Source organism: Cupriavidus sp. HY129, from assembly GCF_059492215.1.
On sequence record NZ_CP083254.1, the window covers coordinates 2,350,207 to 2,370,125 of the forward strand.

The window sequence follows — 19,919 nt, forward strand, 5'->3', positions numbered from 1 at the left end:
GAAAGAAAAGATGGCGCCGGTCCAAGGCTGGCCAGCGGGTATCCCGTGGTCGCTTCACCTGGAGGCGTATGCAGGTTACTGCAAGCGTTGGAGCCCACAGCCAGCGCTGATTGATCTGGAAGGCCGAAACTGTCGTGGCGGCTTCCATGTCAGTGAACTGGACGAGTTTATTCCCGGCTGGCGTGAGCGCGCATCGGAGATCACTGCGCTTCGTAAAGAGGTTGCGCAACTCCGGGCTGAACACGAAAGCCGCGCCAGCCAGCCTGGCAGCGGGGAGGCATGGCAGCCGATTGAGACGGCACCGACGGATGGGGCGTCTGTTCTTGTTTGGGCTACTGGCCAACTGATCCCTACTATCGCTTTCCGCACTCGCGGCTTGTGGATGTATTCAGCAGGTTACGTAATGCGTTGGAAGCCCACGCACTGGATGCCACTACCTACCGCCCCGTCTGCGGGGAATGGCGAGGCGAAGGGAGGGAGGGAGTCATGAGCAAGCCGCATCTGTACATGTGCCGCGGCTGGTGGGTAGCCAAGTGCAGCCCCTATGCCGCGCAACGCCGCACCCCTGGCAATGCGTGGAACGCTCTGCGATGGATGACGAAGATGGATTGCGCCGTACTTGGAGTCACTTGCCCACGCTGGGCGCGTTAGGTGCCTGAGTGCCTAACTTTACAGCCGCTTATGCGGCGCGAATAAATGCAAGCAGCAGCAAGAAACGTGATCGCCACCACGGCACTGACCGCCGCCCGCGACCGTTTAGACCGAATTATTCAAAACCAATAATTGCAGTGGAACAAGTAGTAGAACGAATCATCGCCGTGACCCGGCGACTCTGGAACCTGGAGCAGCAAGATGAACAACCTGACGCTATCACCGGATGAGCTAAGGGAATTGACGCACAAGAGCAGGTCGTCTGCACAGGTGCGTGCTCTGCGCTCGATGGGCATCGAGCATAAGGTGCGGCCTGACGGGAGCGTGGCTGTGCTTCGGGCGCACGTTGATGCGCAGATGGGAGCGCCGAAGGCTGGCGCTAAACTGGTGTCGTGGGAGCCGAATTGGGGGGCAGCATGAATATTATCGGGACAGTCTGCGATCTCGGGATACTGACGCACTACTATTGCCGTACCGGCCGTTGTGACAACTTCGACGCGCCGGCCGTGCAATCTGGCATTCAATATCTCATTGATAACGGCTTGCTACAGCACGTCCGAGACGGTGAGATCGTTGCTACAGAAATAGGACGATTCTACGTCAAGCACCTTCTGTCTATTTCATTCCCAGTAGTGACGTACTCTATCCCAGAGTCCACCGATGCCCCGTCCGCGTAACCCCGAGAACAAGGGACTCCCGCTGCGCTGGCGCCTGAAGAATGGAGCTTATTTCTATCAGGTTCCCCGTGGTCTAGAGGCCATGTGGGACGGCAAGAAGGAATTCCGCCTCGGCAAATCACTTCCGGAAGCGTACAAGGTCTGGGCTGATCGACTTGCGCACACCGAGAACACGAAGACGGTGGCTGATCTGCTGGACCGATACAGCCTGCAAGTCGTGCCGACGAAGGCAAAGACCACGCAGTCGAGCAATCAGATCTGCATCAAGCGCCTGCGTGCCGTACTCGGTACTGCGCCCATCACTGCTATCAGACCGCAGACGGTCTACCAGTACATCGACAAGCGCAGCGCCAAGATCTCCGCACGTCGTGAAATCGAGATCCTGTCACACGCTTTCACCAAGGCAGTGGAATGGGGAATCATCGACCGGCATCCGTTCAAGGGCGAAGTACGCCTGTCCGGAGAGAAGCCACGCACGCGCTATGTCGAGGACTGGGAGATCGTGGAGTGCCTGGCGCTCGAGCCGCGACGAACCCACGGAAGCGTACTGGCTGTGCAGGCCTATATCCGAATCAAGCTGATCACCGGCCTGCGCCGTGGTGACCTACTCCGTCTGTCCATGTCTGATTTGAAGGAAGACGGTATCCATGTCACGCCATCCAAGACGGCAAGCAGCACCGGCAAGAGCATCATCCTGACGTGGACGGAAGAACTCCGCGCTGCGGTGGAAATGGCGAAGTTCGCCCGTCCTGTCCGAATCGCGCCGTGGCTGTTCTGCAATCGTGATGGCGAATGCTACGTCAGCGAAGAGACTGGTCGCGCTGGCGGATGGGACACGATGTGGCGCAACTTCATGGAACGGCTGCTGAAGGAAACGAAGGTCAAGCAGCGGTTCAACGAGCACGATCTACGTGCCAAGTGCGCGAGCGATGCCGAGACGCTTGCCCATGCCCAAGCATTGATGGCACATGCGGATAGCAGGCTGACGGAGCGCGTGTATCGACGCAAGCCGCAGGTGGTTCAGCCCCTGCGATAGTTGTCCGATACAGGAAAACGGCCCATTACAAATCAAGCACTTACAGCGCACTGCATGAGAAATTATTAGGACAGAATAATTTGCACTAATCGTTACGGATCAACGAGTTACGATCAGCACGCGGACAGGTTAATAGCCCATCGGGGGTTCGAATCCCCCTCTCTCCGCCAGGATTACCTCTAAGCCCTTGAATATCAAGGGCTTTTTGCTTTCTTGGTTTGCCTACCCACAAACCAACCCACAGAAAAAGCTGGGTTTGGTTCGCGACGCAGCGATGTGAAGAAAAACAACAATGGCACTGTGGCCCGATTTGCGAGGACGCCACCGCCCCCTCAGCACTGGCACTGTCCGTCCTTGTGCCCGGTGACAGTCGCCGACTTCCTTCCTGAAGGCCGCGCCGGTGTCGGCTAATAATGCGACCGCATCGCGCTTCCATCCTTGGGTCGGAAAGACTACTTCGCCGAACAACAGCGCTGGTTAGCCCTCGGTGAGTCAACGGTCGCAGCCTCGTGTCCGCCTTCACTATCCTTCACTACTTTAGTGGTCACCATCCCGCATGAACCTGACCGCCTTAAGCCCGCTTATCGCGTTGCTGATGTATGCCCTCATCCGGGAGTTCGTGTGGTGGCTACGGTCGCGCCCGCGTCGCCCCGCCCCGCCGGCCCGATGACGGCTGGGTGGAGGTTGCGCCGAAGGGCTTTAGAGAGCGTTTGCGGCGGCATATTCGTCCCGGTAGCTGCCAGAGCATAGAGGCACGAAGGGACCGCCTCGGCATAGTCATGGATGGCCCCCGACCGGACCTTGTTTCGATGCGTTCGCTTCGTTCGCTGTCACCGGGAGCCCTTTAATCGGGAACTTGCGACACATCCCCTGCTCCTCATCAGCCCCAGCCTTCTTCGAGAAGAAGACGGATCGCTTAGCGCTCTTCGCCTCCAACGGAGCAGCCGCTTGTGTGTTAAGCCTCTCAATGAAGCTCGATTGCTCGATTTTTCCAGTCCCCGGAACAAACATCGAGGCAGCGACGCGTGTGTAGTAGCGCGCTAGCTCCCTCATTGCCCCATACATCCATGGAGAGGATTCTAGTGTCATAGAAAATGTGCTGAACTGAGGGAAAACTGGACATTGATCGGACGAGTCGCGACCACCGACAACGAAGAAGTTATTGGCCGCGAATCCAAGCACCTCACACGGAACGGGTTCACCATCACCCTTGAGCATCGCGCCGTGGCTCTCGCCACACTTTTGCCCAACCTCTCTAAAGCAAGCCCCAGGGGGACTCGTTGGATTGCAGTACTTCATAACCGTATCAAGACCGTCCATTAGTTTTTGGCCGCCAAATGCCGGCTTTATTACTATGACTCGAGCCCAATAAGTTCCGTCTGCTCGCTTTTGACGCCAATTCTCGGTGCGCCACGTCCCATGCAGGGCGCCACAAACCTTGGCGCCGTACTCTTCTTCGCTTATGGCTATTCCTTCGCTGTTTGTGTGTGGCTTTCGCGTGTACGGAACAATACAACCAACTAGGAATCGGTGCCTCCAATCGAAGATGTCGTAGCCTAGACCCTCGGCGGTGTCGCAAACCTTCGCCAGATCTTTCAGGCCTGGGATGTAAAGCTCGTACGCCTGGCGGGGGCTTTCAATACTCTGCCCGTCAACGCCCCTTCCTCGATCTTCGAGCTCCCGCCGTAGACGGCAAATATCCTCCATCGTTCCGCTACGGTCATGCGCATGATCGGATATGATGAGCGTGTCCACCCCGCGCCGAATAAGCGAGTACGCCCCAAGATTCTCAGACTGCCCGCCATCGGATAGATGAATGTACGCGGAATCTGGAGCCCCTCGGAAGTAATGCAGATAGTAAAACGGCCACGGCAGCATGCGATGAACCGCAAGCTGGCTCTGAGCTCTTTCATCGAGCGGATCGTTCCAACTCGTGTTGACTTGGTCACCTCCGGTTCCTGTACCGATCGCGGGATTGATATAGGACACGCCCCAGTCAAAAGTCGTCAGCCTCATCGCGCCAGCCGCAAAAAATCTCTCCCCAGCCGACAGGGTGACCTTCTGCTGCGAGTCAAGGAACGCAGCAGAGGCGGAGGCGGCACGGAACGGCCACATGTTGTCTAACTGGTCTTTTCGATATCCATAGATTCCCGAACCCGACCTGTACGGCGTGATCTCGAAGACCGTAAGTTCTGGCGACCGCGCCCCTCCGAAATCCCATGGAGTTCTATCCTCTCCTGCAGTTGTATTAATGATCCATAGCGGCGCCTGCTTGGCTTTGACCATATGCCTCAAGCTCACAAAGTTGAGGCGATCGTGTTCCTGATCAGGGAGTTTCCCCTCCGCACGCCATGCTTGTCCGTCCGCGCTGCACGTACGTGGATCACTGAGATCGCACTCCGGAGGAAGAGCGCCAAACGTCCGGTAAATGCCACTGTCGTAATAATGGCGAGAGATCGATAGCTGCTTCTCCCAATCGAAGAGGACGTTCGGCAGGAGGTTGACAACGGACAGAACCAGAGACCCAAACCCGACCTCAAGAACATCCCGCTTGAACCTCGGGTTGTCGTCGTCGGCCCCCACGTATCGGAAAGGGTATTCGCCATCAGGACCTTTCCCGCTACTGAAAACGTTCTGATAGCCGCGTAGGTAATTCTGATATCGATAGGCATCCCCCCTTGGCGCCTCCAGATCCCGATCGAAATTAGTGTAATTGTGTGGCGCGTCCTTGGGGCCGGGGCATGGTGGAATGACTTGATCGTGCTGCTCGTAGGCATAATGACTCGACATGCAGTCACTGAACTCTTTATCAAGTCTCAAGCGACCGTTTGGTACTTCGTTTTTTTTGAGCAATTGCTCGTTTAACCTCGCAAAATACCAGTATGCGGCGTAGCCACCTCCGGACACCGAGGAAATGACGCCCACATGTGACAACATGCCTGTCTCCTCTAGCCCCTGAAGAACGCCTACCGAGAAATCGGCCGCCTTCGTCCCCCCCCCGGCCAACGCGAGACCGAGTTGTGGTACGTGATCCCCTGCTTTGCCATCGTTTTCCGGCAGGTTTTCCCATTCTTCTGGGAACCTCGTCTGTAACGCCTCTGTAGTGAAATAGTCTGGTGCATGAATACCCCGCAGCTTCTGCGCCATGTCCGGTAGAGGCGCAGCGCAGCCGCTGAGAAAAAAAACCGCAGCCATGACAAGGCCGCGCAAGATGGATTCGCGCATATTGGTCTCGCAAGGGCATCAGATCCCGAGGTCTCAGGGCCGACGTTTCTGGACGTCTTCCATGTCTTGCAAACGATCCGATAAGGAATTGCGCGTACTCTGTCCGGCACCGAACATACAACCCTATCGGGTGCTCTACACCTTGCTAGTCCTCATAAACACGCCTCATAACTAATCAGATCGGTCTTCCAGACAAGAGTGGCGATCGCCTAGGCGGGTTTGACGGCTCAGGCCACATCCCGCGCCGGCCGGAACGCTGCGGCAAATAGCTCGCGATCTGCTGCGCCGCGCGCCTTGGCGCTCAAAATTGGCTGTACCGTTGCAGCGCCGCAGCCAGCATCTGCGGGCGCGACTGCCCACCCGGACTAAGCAACGCCAGAGGAGCCGCCAACGAAAGATTCGGCGTGCTTAGCTGTGGCGATCCAGCAGTGAAGATATTGCCAATCGCCTGTGATAGCTGGAATGCCATCATCGGGTCCATGCCCCCGCCCTGGAACATACCAAGGGTCGGCGTGTCGTCGAGATAGCTCATATCCGGCATGGCGTTGCCTGTGAAGCCGCCGTCCGGACCGATACCATAGGAAAGTGGGTAGTCCATTTAGAGCCTCGCTATACCGAAACCTAGTCTCCGTGGCCCTCATTGCCGACCGGCTCCAACTCGCCGAGAGCGACCTTTGTCAGTCTGAAGTGTCGCTCCTGCTCGTCGTGAATAAGCCGCAGGCGCCTTTCGTACTCGACCGCGATGGCGGGGTGGAAGTCTCGCAGATATCGGAGCTTGCTGCCGGCCTCCCCGAGATGGGCCGTGCAGTACAGGCAGTCGAGGGAGCCCATCCCGTATTCATACTGCCGGGGGATCTCGACGCCCTCGGCATGCAGGAAGGCGAACACATCCTCCTTCGCCCACCCGTAAATGGGCAGGAGCTGCGTGCCGCCGTTCTGATGGTCATGCATTCCGCTGGTTACCGGCGGCCGGTATTGCTCGCTCTCACGCTCTCCCCGGATCACCAGATCACACCCGAGTTGAACGATTGCCTGCTGCATCGGCAGCCAGACGTTGTGAGCGCAGCATTCCGCAAATGAATGGATCGTGAAGCGCGGCGCCGATGTCTGCACGAGCCTTCCCATTGGCGTGGCGCCCCACGGCACCATGTCGGCGGGGTACATTTCCCCAGGACCGTGACACGACACACCGCCGGGGGCGGCCACCTCCAGGAAGTGAGGGACAAGTCGGCGAATCCGCTCCATCTGCTCGACTGTTTCCGGGTACGGATCGCCGGCATTGGTCCACAGCACGATCACGCGATCCCACCACGGCCGAAGCAAGTACAAGCAGGCCAGCGAATCCTTTCCGCCGGAGAACTTCAGCGCTGCGCGGCTATGGGTTGCTATCGCCTGGGCGATTTCATCCTGACTTGCACGCACCAGCGCGGCATCGATTTCGTGTGTGGGTTTGACGGCGGCTTGTTGTTGCATCGTGCTCTCCATGATGTTCAGACCTGGCGGACAACGAAGATCCCGGGGCGTCGTTGCGCCTCGATGCCGCGAACGAGCTGCTCTTCCAGGTCCGCGGCAGTTTGCCCCGGCTGACACTGGGTGACGGTCCCATTGACCGATACGCCGGCAGAGCGGTGCTCTTCGTCGAATCGATTGATCACGACGATTAGCGGCTCCGCGCCGCCGCGCTGCTGCTCCAACCGCTCAAGCCGGATTCTGAGATTGGTTGCCATCGTTCCTGCCCTCCAGCGCCGCTATGCGCTTCTCCAGTTCGTCGACTTCGATGATTCGCGCCTGAGCCGAGATAACGCCCATGACCGCATTGGCTTCATCTGGCGTTAGCTCGCCTGCTGCTAGCGCCGTTAGAACCGTGCGTCCCTGATCTGCCAGCGAGCCAGACAGGCCATGCAGGCTGATGGGCGAATCCTTTGCCTTAGCCACTGGGATCAGGCGATCGACGCAGATGCGCAGGGCAGTGGTATCGCCAGCAAGCGCCATCTCAACAGCCTTATTCACCAGATCCGCGGCGTGCGGCTGCAGGAGTTCGCGCAGGGCCGTGCGCTTATCCTTCACGCCCTTTGGCTTGCCTGCCGGGTTGCCAGATTGGCCGGGTTTGAATCGCATGGTTTCTGTTCTTTGTCTGAAAATTGCACGCTCACGCCGCGGCGCGCTGATCCTGGGCGGTGTGCCCAGAGAACTCGAAATATGGCCTCGGGCGCCAGTTGGCGCTCTGCCGGAAATGCAGGTTGCTCGGGTCGAACCAGAGGCGCAGAGCTCCCTCGTAGCCCGTCGCACGCTGCTTGTGGCAGTACAGGCGGGCATCCTCTTCTTGAGGATCAGGGGTTTCCTGCAGTTCCTTGCGCTTGTTCCGCCAGACCGTGAAGACGTTGTCTGCTAAATCGGTGATCGCGCCAGCACCTTTCACGTCGAGCTTTCCCGGCGCCCTGTCCTCGCTTTCCCCTTTGCGAGCGTGAGCAACCAGGTGCACGTGCACGTCGAACTCGTTCTTGAAATCGCACAGCCGGTCGACAAACCCCTTCTGGGCCTTGTAATCGTCTTCCGCGATCCCACACTTCATGAGCGAATCGACCACGAAGTGGGTAACCCGGTAGCGCTTGGCCGCGTAGCGAAATACCTCCAACAGACGATCTTGGTCGATGCTGCCAACGTGGTCGTAGATCCAGACAGCGCCGTTCATCCAGGCGTTGCAGGCGCAGACGAAGGGCTCGGTTGGCGAAGAGGTTGCGCCGGCCTGCGTGACCAGGTGACGCAGTAGCACCGACGGCTTGATCTCTCCGGAGAAGAAACAAACCCGCTCGCCCTGCGCTAGCAGATCCACCATCGCCAGGCCAAGCAAGTCGCTCTTGCCGTGGCCATTGATGCCTGTCCAGATTGACAGCTCGGCAGGCCGAAGGCGAACGCGGTCCGACCATGCCGGCCAGGGAAGCGTTGCCCCAGTCAGATTCACAGGCCCATCTCGGAACAGCGCAAGAACCTGATCAAGGTAGGCATCAGGTGTGCGCAGATCGGAAGGCTCGATACGCTCCGCGCCGTCCAGAGCCTGCGTGATCTCTTCGTCCGTCACGCCTTGCTGCAACGCCTCATTGGCATCCTTCAGGCGGAATTTGACAATCCGGCACCTGTCCAGTCCCAGCCGGTTCGCGACTTCCTTAGCGCCTTTCTGGCCGGCTTCATCGTTGTCGAACCAGAGGAAAATCTCCTGGAATCGCTCGAGTCGATCGAAATCCGAGTCGATCCACTGGTGATTGCCGGCGCCCTGATTGATCGACAAGGCGGGCACCCCGTACTCGTACAGGCTCATCGCGTCGAGTTCACCCTCGGTTATCAGCACGGCTTTCGCTGCATCGGGAATCAAATCCCAGCCGTACAGGCAGGCCTCGGCGTCAGACGCCTGCCAGGTCTTTTTCTTGCCATTGGCATCTCGCTTCAGTGCCAAGTGCTTGACGTTGATGAGCTCGCCGCCACGCAGGTATGGAAAGATGATCGCGTCGTCGTCCTTGGACGCCCCTACCTTGAAGGCCTGGATTGTCTCCAGCGAGAGCTTTCGCTCTGACATGAGGTAATCCAGCGCGCGCCCGGTAGGTTTGACGGCGGAAGGACGCACAGGACGCGAGTAGACCCGCTTAGGAGCCGCGAACTTGGGCCCGGATATACCGAGGTAGCTATGCGCCGCCTCAAACGCCTCACGGAGGCTTATTCCGCGCGTCGCCGCCCAGAGGTCGATCAGGTCGCCACTATCTCCCGCGGCGAAGTCTTTCCACACCCCCGCCTTGTTGCCGCTGATGCGGACCTTCAGTGAATCGCCCGCCTCACCGTCGACGGAGCCGGCAACCCATTCCGGGCCTTGGCGCTTGCCGTTTGGCAGCAACATGCCGGCGATCGCTTCGGCCTCCTGCGCCAGTCGCTGTGACACTTCGTTCCAATTCATGGCGCCTACCTCAGTTCTCAAAGCGTGCGCCGTTGCCACGGCTGACACGCTGATTCAATTTGGCCCAGTCATTCCGGATAGCGTTCATGAATGCCTGATCCCAATCGGCGTAGGTCTTGCCGTTGGCCCGCACGTAACCGACGAAGTGCTCGAGGCGTTCTTCCAGGCGACCGTAGTCTTTCTCCTGCGCCCACTTCCTGACGCTCTCCGATATTCCGAACTCGTCAGGGATCGACGTCCTGGCGCTCTGGCGCTTCGTTGTCTTTTTCTTTGCCGGCACTGCGCGCGTATCTATGACGGTTATTGACGGTTCAATGACGGTTTGGGTCGCACCCATGCGGCCCGTCTCTGCGCATCCATGCGACCCGTCTTGTGCATGGGTGCGACCCGTCGCATTGGCGCTACCCGTCGCATCCATGCGACCCGTCAGGGTGGATCGAACGATCCGGTATTGGCGTGTTGCGCCGGGAGGTCCGCCGTACTCGTTGCCGACAACCTCCACAAACCCGCCATCGATCAAACCGTGAACAACGCGCTGAGACTGCGAGCGCGACAACCGCGTCTTCATCGCGATGGCCGCCATGGATGGGTAGCAACGGCCGTCGTCGTCGCTCCAGTCAGCCAGCGCCAGCATTGCCAGCAACTCGGAGCCACTTCCAGGGAAGCCGTCCCAGACCAGAGACATGACACGAATCGACATCAGGCGGCTCCCAAATCGAAATAGAGGAATAGGCGAGACACCGTGTCGGCGCCGACCCATCCACGGCAATAGGCAAGTATGAGAAGCCGCTTAATCAAGGTGCGCATGTCACACCCCCGACAGGCGCGCAAAGCGCAGCATGGCCGCGTCATACTCGGAGGTAGACGCATTGGGATGAGTGGAGATCCAGGCAGCCTTTAGCACCTCGTAAAGCCCGATGCCACGATTCGGCAGCGAGCGGAGTTGGCGCGTGGCCATGGGGACGGATTGCCTGCGAAAGGAGACTTGACTCATTGCGTCGCCTCCCGCTTCGGCTCAGCTAGCAGGTGGTAGCGACCAACCCGATGGGATTTCCCCTCCGGCGTTTCCTCACGCACCCAGGACGTGTAGATCTCAAACCCTAGTTTGCGCAACTCCATGACGCGAGCAGCCGGGTGCATGACATCGATCTGATACCGGGCATCGAAGGTGCTCAGGGAGTTGTGCTTTCGCAGGTAGGCGAGGATGCGATTCCGTTGAGCCGCAGCATCGTTGCCGCTATACTGGGCTTGATCTTTACCTTTGGCCGCACCCGCTTGGGCTGCGGCTTTTTTATTGTTTTCCATCAGCCGCCCCCTCAGGCCATAACGCGTGAATGAGCGGCGCGCTTTGCCATCCAGTCGTCGAGCTCGCGCTCGATGAATACGGTGGTGCCCGGCGAGAGCTTTACCGGCTTGGGGAAGTCTGGATCATTCTTGGCCTTAGCCCACAGCGTGGAGAGGCCGATGGCGAGCTTTTCGGCGGCTTTCTTCGGACGAAGGGCCTGTTGGCTGACGGACATTTGACACTCCTGTTAGGTTGTCTAGCCGCATGTCGATGCACGAAGCGGCATGTCCGTAATCTATTTACTGAGACCTAGTTCACTGGCGGGACTGACCCAACTTTTTCGGGTCCGTGCAGTGTCGCTTTACCGTTGAGACGCTCACATTCTTGGCCTTCGCGGCGAGCTCAATTGTTCGCTGCCAGCTCAAGTTCGGTTTTTCGGTGCGAATCCGATCTACCTCGTCCTGCAACTCACCCCATCTGGCGGCTTTCTCAACAGAGTTCCCATGAATTGCCTCATGGCCGCGCGTTGCCGACTCCAGGATCTTCCTGCTGCGCTGAATGGCCTCCCAGTGCTGCAACGTCGCCCCCAGAATCGCTGCCTTCTGCAATTCCGGGATCTTCGATGCAACTTCGAGTAAATGCCGATTGAAGTCGGCTAGGCGATCGTACTGGTAGTTTGTAATCTGCAACAGAAAGAGTGCGTTTTCGTAGTTTGGAACGCGCTTCTCGGTCCACACTTCGTTACGCGCCATCCATTCATCGAAGGATGGAAACGCATCCGGGTCATACACGGTCATTGGGCGCTCCCTAAGCGTGAACCCTAGAAGGAAGCCGCGCCAGCCAGGTAGGGTGCCCGGTTTTCGATTGGCCGATCTAGGCGCGGCGGTAAGTATTATGCGTCAGGCAAATGGCTGCTACGCCTTCGCTGTACACGTTCTCTGCTGCTTCCACGCTTCATTTGCAACGTCGCCCAAGTCTGTTGCCAACGACGAAGCCATCTCCCGCAGTTCGAACAATGTGCTGTGAACCGGCAGGTCCTCAATCTTGTCTTCCGGTACGGTTTCTGCCATGAATGCCAAGATGTTGTGGATGGCCCACGCCCGGCGCGTCAGCTTGTTTAGCTGGCCCTCGCACGGAATGATCTGGGATGTTTGATGGATGAAGTCAGCTTCAGCCATGATCGAATTCCTTTTTCAATATGCGTTGATGGAGAGATCGAGGCAATCAATATTGAGCGTCGTTTGCTGCTTCTTGGACAGCAAAGCGGCGCAACTGCCATCCGCGGATCTGTACGAGCGCCCGCGCCCATTGCTCTGGCGTAAGCACACGCCACCGATGCTCAGGTTGCGGCCACAGACGTCGCACTCGAAACGACTGAATATCCGTCCAATTCGGATTGGTCGGGTTGGCGTGCTCAGAGGGCGTATAGAGTGCGACGAATGCTGGCACATCTGCCATCTGCGCCAGCCTTTGAATGACGCCGGCGGGCTTCTCTTGGCCGATGTCAATCGCGACCTCCACAAGCGCCAGGGGCAACTTGCTGCCGTTTTCGTACTCAGTGAACAGGACGGAGTCCAAGTCGACCATAGTCAGCGATTCGGCCTGGGCGCCCTTCAGGTAACGGCCGATCGATGGGGCGCGATGCCAGGCGCCATAGGACCTGTCGCGGGTGGGGTAGTGTTCGAGCCTCATGATCAGCTCCTGAAGGAACGCGCGCCCGATCCATGAATGTGCCAGGCGCGAAGCGTCGAGTTGTGTTGTTGTCTTAGGTGGTGCGCCCCAGTCTCTTCGCAAGCCGTTGTCGGAGTTCGAAGTCGGCTTCGTTCCCGACGAATGTCATCGCCGAAATTGCCCGAAGTGATTCAGCTGCACTGAACAGCAGCAATGGCAGGTCGTGACTCTGGAGGGCACCACTTTGGAGCCTTCCCTCGACTCCATTGTTGACGTCTTCGGACACCAGGCAACCAATGCCAGAAAGCGTGTCGCCAAGATTCTGAGCCCATAATGAGGCGATGTCGGTGGCGCCGGATAGGTATTCGAGATCGGCATCACTTGCCTTGCTCTTATCCATGTGTTGCCACAGGAAGGTGATGAGGCCGTCCGGGCTACTAAAGTAGCGGTGGCCGGTATTTCTATTGCGGTCAGTGTCAGCTTCGGCGGGGGGCTTCGCCAGAGCGGTAAAATCTGCTTCAGCCATGATTCAAGCTCCTTTTCAGCTTGGGTTATGGTTAGGGAGGTTCGATGCGCCAACATCGTTCCTCCCGCTTTGCCTGATGCCGTCAGGCGCGGTCTAACTCGCTGCGCGATTGATCGGAACAACCTCGGCCGCCTTCGCGGGGGTGGAGCAATACTTGGCCCAATCGTTCATGAGTCGGCGACGCTTCTCGAACATGTCCCCGCGTCGATACGCGGCTTCAACCTTGTCGCCCACCACGTGGGCCAAGGCGGCTTCAGCCACCTCACCCGGATAGTTCGTCTGTTCTGCAGCCCAATCGCGGAAAGTCGAGCGGAAGCCGTGGGCAGTCAAATCCGATCGTTTCATGCGCTTGAGCACCGCGAGCATGGCCATGTTGGAAAGGGGCTTGTCCTTGCGCGCTCCTGGGAATACGAAGTCGTCGACCTGATATGCCTCAAGCGCCGACAGGATCGACACGGCAGCCGGCGACAGCGGCACACGATGCTCGCGCTTCGATTTCATTCTCTCTGCTGGCACGGTCCAGACCTTTTCCTTGAGATCGAACTCACTGCGCTTCGCCGCGACGATTTCACCGGTTCGTGCCGCAGTAAGGATGGTGAGCTCCAAGGCGCGCGCAGCAATGCCTTCCTGGGTCTTCAGGTCGGCCATGAACAGGCCTACCTGCTGGTATGGCAGGGCCGGGTGGTGCTGGACGATGCGAGATCGTGAAATGTTCGGAAGCAGCGATTTCAGGTGCCCGCGCCAGCGTGCCGGGTTCTCGCCGTCTCGGTAACCGCGCACCTTAGCCCAATCTAGGATCGATTCGATGCGGCCGCGCAGTCGGGAAGCGGTCTCGTGCTTCTCCGTCCAGATCGGCTCTAGCACCCGCATCAGCGCGTCCGTGTCGACGGTCTGCACAGGCAACGCACCAATCTCGGGAATCGCGTACGTCTCGATGGTGTTTTCCCACTGCGACGCGTGCTTGGCGTTGTGCCAGCCTGCCCGGTGCGCCTCGATATACGACTTGGCGCACTGGGCGAAGGTAGCAGCCTTGGCTCTTTCTAGATGTGCTTGCACCCTCGCATCATTGCGAGCCTCAATCGGGTCGACACCGTTCGCAAGCTGCTTGCGACATTCGGCAGCCTTGATCCGAGCATCGGCCAGGCCGATCGCCAGCAGGGAGCCAAGCCCCATCTCGCGTGCGCGGCCGTTGTGCTTGAAACGGAAGATCCACGACTTTGTGCCGGCAGGCGAGACCTGCAAGTACAGGCCGCCGCCATCGCTGTGATAGCCGGGATCTTTGAGCTTGTTGACGCCTACTGCTGACAGTGTATGGATGGCTCTAGGAGCCTTGACTAGCTTCATCTACCCGCACCTCTACCCACACGTTTTCATCGGATTCTATGAGATGCGTTTAGACAATTCAAGGAAGGAGTTCGCCTAAACCACCGTAAAGAAAGGGATTTTTTGGATAGTCTTAGACAGGCTTGGACGTGCGTGGAGTATAGTTAGGCGGACCCTCTCTCCGCCACAGATTTCGAGAAACCCCGGCAGATCCCAGGATCTGCCGGGGTTTTTTTGACCTGTCGATCAGCCGATCCCCGCTGCGGGAATCTCCTTCCGGCACCCCGTCACGCATACACCGCACCTGACGCACCCCTCGCCCGTGCCGCTTTCATGTATCCACTCTGTACTGTCGTGTCGAGTCCGGATGCACAAGTACTGGTGCTTTCGTACAAGCCTGTATCCGGTCATCACAAACGGTTAAATGCCAAGTGAAGTCCTGTCAGTTCTGCCTCTGGCGGCCTGAATGCCCTTGCTAACGTGCAACCGCTCCCCGGTACTTCACGGCGGTAGCTCACCTAAACAACGCATTCAAGGAAACAGCACATGTCTTCGATCAGCAGCCTGTCTTCAAGCACCGGTTACCTGCCGGCCGCCACCAGCCAGAACAATGCCGCGCAACGGCGCGCCGACTTCCAGCAGATCGCGCAGGACCTGCAGAACAACGATCTGAGCGGCGCCCAGCAGGCCTACTCGGCGCTGCAGCAAACCGGCGTGGATACCAGCACGACCGCTTCGGTGTCAGGCACGTCGGGTACCTCCAGCACGTCAAACAGCTCGCCGCTGGACGCACTCGGTCAGGCCTTGCAAAACAATGATCTGAGTGGTGCCCAGCAGGCGCTGGCCAAGCTCAAGCAGGCCCATCATGGCGGCGGTCATCACCATCATGGTGGCGCGGCCCCCGCACAGGCCATTGCGAGCACGTCCTCGACGGACGCGAGCAATTCGCTGGCGGTCGAAGCGAGCGCCGCCGCAGTGCCGGCTGGCTCGATCATCAGTACGCTCGCCTGATCTGCGCCGGTCGCGCGTGGTCCTTCCGGGCTCTCACCATAACCGGACGGGAGGCGCGCGGCAGGGTGTCGTGTGCCGCGCAAACGACACCCTGGATGACGCTGCTACCAACCACGTATAGAAAGGCAGGCACCGGTCCCAAGCGACAGGCCGGCGGCGCGGGGGCGCGGGGGCGCGGGGGCGCGGGGGCGTCAATGCGACCGGACTCCTTGACACCCGTGCGGTGTGACCAGAGCGCGTACTCGCGTTGAGTGTGGCTGCCCGGCAGTTTCCCCACAAAACCATCAGCACTTCTGCCCTGCCCCTTGGCCGTGACCTTGTGCGCGGACACAGGGTCACGGCAGGCACCGCCGTTGCCTGACGGCAGTGCCATTGCTCGTCCGACGTTATCCCTTGCTACTGCTGGACGAGAACTGCTGCGTCAGGTAGGCACTGGTGCTCTGCATCTGCGACATGATCACGTCGAGCTGCGTGAACTGCGCCTTGTAGTTGGCGATGTCCGCGTTGATCTGCGTCTGCGTCTGATCGTACTGATTGCTCAGATCCTTGAGTGTGTTGTTGATGCCTGCGGTTGCCGTGGTCACCGCACCGGTGCTACTGGTCAGGTTCTTGACCCACGTGCCGATCTGATTGCCATAGCCACTTACGCCGTCGGCGTTGCCGAACAGGTTGCCCACCGCGCCGGCATTGTTGTTCAGCGCCGTGGTCAGCTTGCTGGTGTCGAGCGCCAGCGTACCGTCGTCCTGGAACGAGATGCCGATCTGCGAGAGCGTGCTGAACGCGTTGTTCGACTGGGGCGTATTCAGCAGGCTGCGCAACTGCGACTGCATGATGCTCAGCGTGGAATCACCGGTCAGCGGTGAAGCCGTCTGTGTGGAGGGGTCATACGCAGACAGCGAGGCAGAGGTGCTCTGCAGGTTGTTGTACGCGGTGACGAATCCCTGTATGCCCGTCACGATCGAGCTGGTGTCGCGTTGCACCGAGACGTTGCTGGTACCTGTCTGCGCCAATGTCATGGTCACGCCGGCCACCGCGTCGCTCACGGTGTTGCTGGTGCTCTGGATGGCGATATTGTTGACAGTGAGCTGGGAATTCTGGGCAGCAACGGTCTGCTGCAGGTTCTGCGTGCCGGCAGGATCGTATCCAACAAGGTTCGCTAGCGCCGTGCCGCCATCGGTTTCATTGACCGAAAGCCGCACGCTGTTGGTGGCACCCGTATTGTTCGAGTTGATCACAAGGCGGTAGGGTGTACCAGAGCCGTCGTTGATGATGCTTGCGGTGACGCCGGCATTGGCGTTGTTGATCGCGCTGGCGATGCCCTGCAGCGTGTTGTGGCTGCTGTCGATCGTGATGTCGACGCCGGTGCTGGCGCTGTTGGCCGTGAACGTGGCCCCGGTGTATGTGCCGTAGGTGCCGCTGGACGCATTGCTGTCAAGCGTGCCGCCGGTGATCGAACCGAAATCGACATGGATGGTGCCGGTGCCGATGGCAGCGGTCTGGTTGGCCTGTCCCTTCGAGACGAGCGATTGCGCCTGCGCGAGTTGCGTGACGTTGACCGCATAGTTGCCGGTGGCCGCCGTATTACTACCGGTTGCGCTCAACACGGCGGTGTTGCTGGAACTGGCAGTCGTTGCCTGGAAGAAGGACTGACTGGCAAGCTCGCTGGCCGAGCCCTGGAAGGCCGCCAGCATGCTCTGGATCTGCCCATATGCGGAGAGCTTGGTCTGGTAGCTTTGCTGCTCCTGGGTGATCGCGGTCAGCGGTGCCTGTTCGGCCTGAGTGAGCTGGTCGAGCAGGGAACTCAGGTCAAGTCCGGAGCCAACGCCGAGGTTGGATATCAGGCCGGAGCTTGAGGCGGAAGTCGTACTGGATGTCGTAGTCATGACTCGCTTCTGGTGAGGGGATATATCGTCTGGGACGATATCGAGCAGCCTGAGCAATGCTCAGGTTCTGCAACCAGGCTATTGCTTGTTCTGCACGCAATAACCCGTCATCACCATAGCAACGAGAAACTGGCGCTTATTGATGAATTGGCGCCGCTTTCGCCGGCATTTAACCGGCGGTGACGATGCGTAACGCACTGCAAGAATTTGAGGCGGTTGTGTGGGACTGTCTGACTCAAATCCAATACAAAGCGGAAACATTGTCCACTGCGCGGACCTGCTTTCGGCATTCAAATGCTTCGAAGGCTCCTGGATGACAAAGCGACTACGGCGGTGGCGCGAAAGACTACTTTCCTGCCGCGCGTGGAGTGTCAATTGCGGAAGCGTCCCAGACCAGATTCGGAAACATCAAATGGAACCCCCGCGCACTTGGGAGCAGACTTGATCCGTTGGGCGCCTCCCGGCCTCAGCAAGATCTGTTGTGACCCCAACTGATCTATTCCCGCGCGCCCACTACCTCTCCGGTGTGGGCGTTTTTTTGTCCAATGGGCAATGGACAACGGGCAATACCCTGCTACCCCTTCCGCAGGTAATTCACCAACCTGTCGATCACCGGCGCATTCCTCGGCGTCACCAGACTGACCAGGATGGCCGCGGCAAACCCGGCTGGCACGCCGAACGCGCCCGATGCGATCGGGTCGACGCCGAACCAGCGGTTGCCGAAGATGCCAGTCATCTTGGTGAAGAACGGGTAGTTGACGAAGATGTAGTAGACCGCCACACCCAGGCCGGTTGCCATGCCGGCTACCGCGCCCGCTGCAGTGGTGCGGCGCCAGAAGATGGCCAGCACCAGTACCGGGAAGAAGCTCGATGCTGCCAGCGAGAACGCCGCGCCGACCAGGAACAGGATATTGCCGGGCCGTAGCGATGTGACATAGGACGCGAACAGCGCCACCCCTAGCAGTACGACCTTCGCGGTCGTCACGCGCCGCTGGTGGCTCGCCTGGCGGTCGACCATGTGGTAGTAGACGTCGTGCGACAGCGCGTTGGCGATGGTAAGCAGAAGGCCGTCGGCCGTGGACAACGCTGCCGCTAGCGCGCCGGCGGCGACCAGTCCTGAGATCACGTAGGGAAGCCCGGCGATTTCTGGGGCGGCCAGCACGATCATGTCCGGCTGGATCAGGATCTCGGCCCATTGGACGATGCCATCGCCGTTCATATCCCGGATGCCGAACACGGGAGGGTCGACCTTCCGCCATTGCACCACCCACTGCGGCAACTCGGCGTATGGCGTGCCTACCAGATGCTGCAGGAACTCGGCCTTGACCAGCGCCGCGAGCGTTGGCGCGGACACGTACAACAGCGCGATGCAGAACACCGCCCAGGCCACCGAGTTGCGGGATTCGCGTACCGATGGCGTCGTGTAGAGGCGCGTCAGGATGTGCGGCAGGCTGGCCGTCCCGAGCATCAGGCAGAACACCAGCAGCACGAAGTTGAGCCGTTGCGTCTTGCGCTCCTGCTCCGACGCCGCAGGGTACGGCTCAGTCGAGGGCGTTGAAACCCGGCTGCGCGCGAGCGCATCCTCGCGCATCTGGGTCCACTGTTGCAGCGCGTCCGCGGCATCGACCGGGAATGCCAGGCGCTCGCGCTCCACGCTCTTGATCTCGCGCAGCGGCGCATTGCGCGCCCGCAACTCGAGCAATCTGGCGTCGAGCGCATTGCGTTCCTCCAGGAACGATTCCGGCAGTCGCGCGATGCGGTCCTGCAGCGCTATGGCCTGCTGCTGGAAGATCTCGCGCACCTGGATTTCGGCCGGATCGCGCTCGATCGCTTTTTCCGTCTGGTCGATCTGCCTCAGCAACTTGCCATAGCTAACCTGCGGCAGCACTTCGTGATGGTGCTTCCACGCGATCAGCGACACCGTCAGTAGAAACGCGACGATGAGCATGATGTACTGCGCCACCTGCGTCCACGTCACGGCGCGCATTCCACCCAGGAACGAACAGACGAGAATGCCGGCCAGACCGAAGAACACGCCAACGGCAAATTCCACGCCGATAAAGCGCGTGACGATCAGCCCGACTCCCTGGATCTGCGCCACCAGATAAACGAACGAGCATAGCGATGCGGCCAGCACGGCGATCGCGCGCACCGGCATGTTGCCGCCCGGCTTGCCATTGCCATACCGCGCTGCCAGGAAATCGGGGATCGTATAGCCGCCGTACTTGCGCAGGTATGGCGCCAGCAGGAAGGCCACCAGGCAGTAGCCGCCGGTCCAGCCCATCACATAGGCCAGCCCTTCGTAGCCGGAGACGAAGATGATGCCGGCCAGTCCGATGAAGGATGCCGCGCTCATCCAGTCCGCTGCGATCGCCATGCCATTGAACATGGCCGGTACCCGCCGTCCCGCCACGTAGTACTCGTTGAGATCCGAGGTACGACAGATCAGGCCGATGCACGCATAAATCGCGATCGTGACGAAGAGGAAGACGTAGCCAAGCCAGAGCGCATCCGCATTGGAATGCTCCAGCAAGCCCATCATGCCGACGAAACCAAACAGCCCGAGCGTGAACAGGCCGTAGTACAGCATCAACCGGCGGCGAAAGCGCGACTGGGTGTCTGGCATCAGCAAGAAAGAAAATCGTGCCCGCTCAGCATGAAACCGAGGCGGGCACGATGGGTGTCACG

Annotated in this window: 21 protein-coding genes; 4 read left to right on the forward strand and 17 right to left on the reverse strand. The window is 59.5% G+C overall.

Annotated elements, in window-relative coordinates; translation table 11 throughout:
- Positions 1-10 precede the first annotated feature (10 nt).
- The 3 genes from K6G35_RS10720 (at position 11) to K6G35_RS10730 (ending at position 2,364) form a co-directional block, all read left to right on the forward strand.
- Positions 11-490, forward strand: a complete 480-nt coding sequence (locus K6G35_RS10720) for a DUF551 domain-containing protein (RefSeq protein ID WP_495676345.1) — start codon at positions 11-13, stop codon at positions 488-490.
- Positions 491-852: 362 nt separating this feature from the next.
- Positions 853-1,071, forward strand: a complete 219-nt coding sequence (locus tag K6G35_RS10725) for a DUF4224 domain-containing protein (RefSeq protein WP_495675701.1) — start codon at positions 853-855, stop codon at positions 1,069-1,071.
- A gap of 240 nt (positions 1,072-1,311) precedes the next feature.
- A complete protein-coding gene (locus K6G35_RS10730; protein ID WP_495675702.1) occupies positions 1,312-2,364 on the forward strand; it encodes a tyrosine-type recombinase/integrase in 1,053 nt (350 codons plus the stop codon).
- Between the two features lie 777 nt (positions 2,365-3,141).
- On the opposite strand, the gene K6G35_RS10735 is transcribed toward K6G35_RS10730, so the two are convergent.
- From K6G35_RS10735 to K6G35_RS10805, 15 genes are all read right to left on the reverse strand, one after another.
- Positions 3,142-5,589: a hypothetical protein gene (locus tag K6G35_RS10735; RefSeq protein ID WP_495675703.1), complete on the reverse strand. Its 2,448-nt coding sequence runs from the start codon at positions 5,587-5,589 to the stop codon at positions 3,142-3,144.
- A 301-nt stretch (positions 5,590-5,890) separates the two neighbouring features.
- Complete coding sequence (locus tag K6G35_RS10740; RefSeq protein ID WP_495675704.1) at positions 5,891-6,187, reverse strand: hypothetical protein; 297 nt, start codon at positions 6,185-6,187, stop codon at positions 5,891-5,893.
- Between the two features lie 23 nt (positions 6,188-6,210).
- A complete protein-coding gene (locus K6G35_RS10745) occupies positions 6,211-7,062 on the reverse strand; it encodes a phosphoadenosine phosphosulfate reductase domain-containing protein (protein ID WP_495675705.1) in 852 nt (283 codons plus the stop codon).
- Positions 7,063-7,079: 17 nt separating this feature from the next.
- Positions 7,080-7,316, reverse strand: coding sequence for a hypothetical protein (locus tag K6G35_RS10750; RefSeq protein WP_495675706.1), 237 nt, complete (start codon positions 7,314-7,316; stop codon positions 7,080-7,082).
- The gene (locus K6G35_RS10755; RefSeq protein ID WP_495675707.1) at positions 7,288-7,707 is read right to left on the reverse strand and encodes a DUF5681 domain-containing protein; all 420 of its coding nucleotides are present in this window, start codon (positions 7,705-7,707) and stop codon (positions 7,288-7,290) included. The genes K6G35_RS10750 and K6G35_RS10755 overlap by 29 nt, the downstream gene beginning before the upstream one ends.
- A gap of 31 nt (positions 7,708-7,738) precedes the next feature.
- Positions 7,739-9,532 (reverse strand): toprim domain-containing protein, encoded by a 1,794-nt coding sequence (locus K6G35_RS10760; RefSeq protein ID WP_495675708.1) that lies wholly within the window; start codon positions 9,530-9,532, stop codon positions 7,739-7,741.
- A gap of 10 nt (positions 9,533-9,542) precedes the next feature.
- Positions 9,543-10,232 (reverse strand): helix-turn-helix domain-containing protein, encoded by a 690-nt coding sequence (locus K6G35_RS10765; RefSeq protein ID WP_495675709.1) that lies wholly within the window; start codon positions 10,230-10,232, stop codon positions 9,543-9,545.
- A 108-nt stretch (positions 10,233-10,340) separates the two neighbouring features.
- Positions 10,341-10,526: a hypothetical protein gene (locus K6G35_RS10770; RefSeq protein ID WP_495675710.1), complete on the reverse strand. Its 186-nt coding sequence runs from the start codon at positions 10,524-10,526 to the stop codon at positions 10,341-10,343.
- Entirely contained in the window at positions 10,523-10,837 is a 315-nt protein-coding gene (locus tag K6G35_RS10775; RefSeq protein ID WP_495675711.1) for a helix-turn-helix domain-containing protein, read from the reverse strand. Before K6G35_RS10775 ends, K6G35_RS10770 begins: the two co-directional genes overlap by 4 nt.
- Before the next feature lie 11 nt (positions 10,838-10,848).
- Positions 10,849-11,052, reverse strand: a complete 204-nt coding sequence (locus tag K6G35_RS10780) for a helix-turn-helix transcriptional regulator (protein ID WP_495675712.1) — start codon at positions 11,050-11,052, stop codon at positions 10,849-10,851.
- Positions 11,053-11,131: 79 nt separating this feature from the next.
- A complete protein-coding gene (locus tag K6G35_RS10785; protein ID WP_495675713.1) occupies positions 11,132-11,614 on the reverse strand; it encodes a hypothetical protein in 483 nt (160 codons plus the stop codon).
- Positions 11,615-11,731: 117 nt separating this feature from the next.
- Complete coding sequence (locus K6G35_RS10790; protein WP_495675714.1) at positions 11,732-11,995, reverse strand: hypothetical protein; 264 nt, start codon at positions 11,993-11,995, stop codon at positions 11,732-11,734.
- 46 nt (positions 11,996-12,041) lie between these two features.
- Positions 12,042-12,509 (reverse strand): hypothetical protein, encoded by a 468-nt coding sequence (locus K6G35_RS10795; protein WP_495675715.1) that lies wholly within the window; start codon positions 12,507-12,509, stop codon positions 12,042-12,044.
- Between the two features lie 73 nt (positions 12,510-12,582).
- Positions 12,583-13,014, reverse strand: coding sequence for a hypothetical protein (locus K6G35_RS10800; RefSeq protein WP_495675716.1), 432 nt, complete (start codon positions 13,012-13,014; stop codon positions 12,583-12,585).
- 93 nt (positions 13,015-13,107) lie between these two features.
- Positions 13,108-14,358, reverse strand: coding sequence for a tyrosine-type recombinase/integrase (locus K6G35_RS10805; protein ID WP_495675717.1), 1,251 nt, complete (start codon positions 14,356-14,358; stop codon positions 13,108-13,110).
- Positions 14,359-14,883: 525 nt separating this feature from the next.
- On the opposite strand from K6G35_RS10805, the gene K6G35_RS10810 reads away from it, so the two are divergent.
- Entirely contained in the window at positions 14,884-15,348 is a 465-nt protein-coding gene (locus K6G35_RS10810) for a hypothetical protein (RefSeq protein ID WP_495675718.1), read from the forward strand.
- Positions 15,349-15,734: 386 nt separating this feature from the next.
- Here K6G35_RS10810 and fliD read toward each other — a convergent pair whose 3' ends face one another.
- Positions 15,735-17,231 carry a flagellar filament capping protein FliD gene (gene fliD, locus K6G35_RS10815; RefSeq protein WP_495675719.1) on the reverse strand — a complete coding sequence of 499 codons (1,497 nt, stop codon included), beginning with the start codon at positions 17,229-17,231 and terminating at the stop codon, positions 15,735-15,737.
- Positions 17,232-17,805: 574 nt separating this feature from the next.
- Entirely contained in the window at positions 17,806-19,857 is a 2,052-nt protein-coding gene (locus tag K6G35_RS10820; RefSeq protein ID WP_035882256.1) for a sodium:solute symporter family protein, read from the reverse strand.
- Positions 19,858-19,919 lie beyond the last annotated feature (62 nt).

Coding starts and splice junctions, on each gene's coding strand:
- K6G35_RS10720 (WP_495676345.1), top strand. CDS start 11: ATGGCGCCGGTCCAAGGCTGGCCAGCGGGTATCCCGTGGTCGCTTCAC.
- K6G35_RS10725 (WP_495675701.1), top strand. CDS start 853: ATGAACAACCTGACGCTATCACCGGATGAGCTAAGGGAATTGACGCAC.
- K6G35_RS10730 (WP_495675702.1), top strand. CDS start 1,312: ATGCCCCGTCCGCGTAACCCCGAGAACAAGGGACTCCCGCTGCGCTGG.
- K6G35_RS10735 (WP_495675703.1), bottom strand. CDS start 5,589: ATGCGCGAATCCATCTTGCGCGGCCTTGTCATGGCTGCGGTTTTTTTT.
- K6G35_RS10740 (WP_495675704.1), bottom strand. CDS start 6,187: ATGGACTACCCACTTTCCTATGGTATCGGTCCGGACGGCGGCTTCACA.
- K6G35_RS10745 (WP_495675705.1), bottom strand. CDS start 7,062: ATGCAACAACAAGCCGCCGTCAAACCCACACACGAAATCGATGCCGCG.
- K6G35_RS10750 (WP_495675706.1), bottom strand. CDS start 7,316: ATGGCAACCAATCTCAGAATCCGGCTTGAGCGGTTGGAGCAGCAGCGC.
- K6G35_RS10755 (WP_495675707.1), bottom strand. CDS start 7,707: ATGCGATTCAAACCCGGCCAATCTGGCAACCCGGCAGGCAAGCCAAAG.
- K6G35_RS10760 (WP_495675708.1), bottom strand. CDS start 9,532: ATGAATTGGAACGAAGTGTCACAGCGACTGGCGCAGGAGGCCGAAGCG.
- K6G35_RS10765 (WP_495675709.1), bottom strand. CDS start 10,232: ATGTCGATTCGTGTCATGTCTCTGGTCTGGGACGGCTTCCCTGGAAGT.
- K6G35_RS10770 (WP_495675710.1), bottom strand. CDS start 10,526: ATGAGTCAAGTCTCCTTTCGCAGGCAATCCGTCCCCATGGCCACGCGC.
- K6G35_RS10775 (WP_495675711.1), bottom strand. CDS start 10,837: ATGGAAAACAATAAAAAAGCCGCAGCCCAAGCGGGTGCGGCCAAAGGT.
- K6G35_RS10780 (WP_495675712.1), bottom strand. CDS start 11,052: ATGTCCGTCAGCCAACAGGCCCTTCGTCCGAAGAAAGCCGCCGAAAAG.
- K6G35_RS10785 (WP_495675713.1), bottom strand. CDS start 11,614: ATGACCGTGTATGACCCGGATGCGTTTCCATCCTTCGATGAATGGATG.
- K6G35_RS10790 (WP_495675714.1), bottom strand. CDS start 11,995: ATGGCTGAAGCTGACTTCATCCATCAAACATCCCAGATCATTCCGTGC.
- K6G35_RS10795 (WP_495675715.1), bottom strand. CDS start 12,509: ATGAGGCTCGAACACTACCCCACCCGCGACAGGTCCTATGGCGCCTGG.
- K6G35_RS10800 (WP_495675716.1), bottom strand. CDS start 13,014: ATGGCTGAAGCAGATTTTACCGCTCTGGCGAAGCCCCCCGCCGAAGCT.
- K6G35_RS10805 (WP_495675717.1), bottom strand. CDS start 14,358: ATGAAGCTAGTCAAGGCTCCTAGAGCCATCCATACACTGTCAGCAGTA.
- K6G35_RS10810 (WP_495675718.1), top strand. CDS start 14,884: ATGTCTTCGATCAGCAGCCTGTCTTCAAGCACCGGTTACCTGCCGGCC.
- fliD (WP_495675719.1), bottom strand. CDS start 17,231: ATGACTACGACATCCAGTACGACTTCCGCCTCAAGCTCCGGCCTGATA.
- K6G35_RS10820 (WP_035882256.1), bottom strand. CDS start 19,857: ATGCCAGACACCCAGTCGCGCTTTCGCCGCCGGTTGATGCTGTACTAC.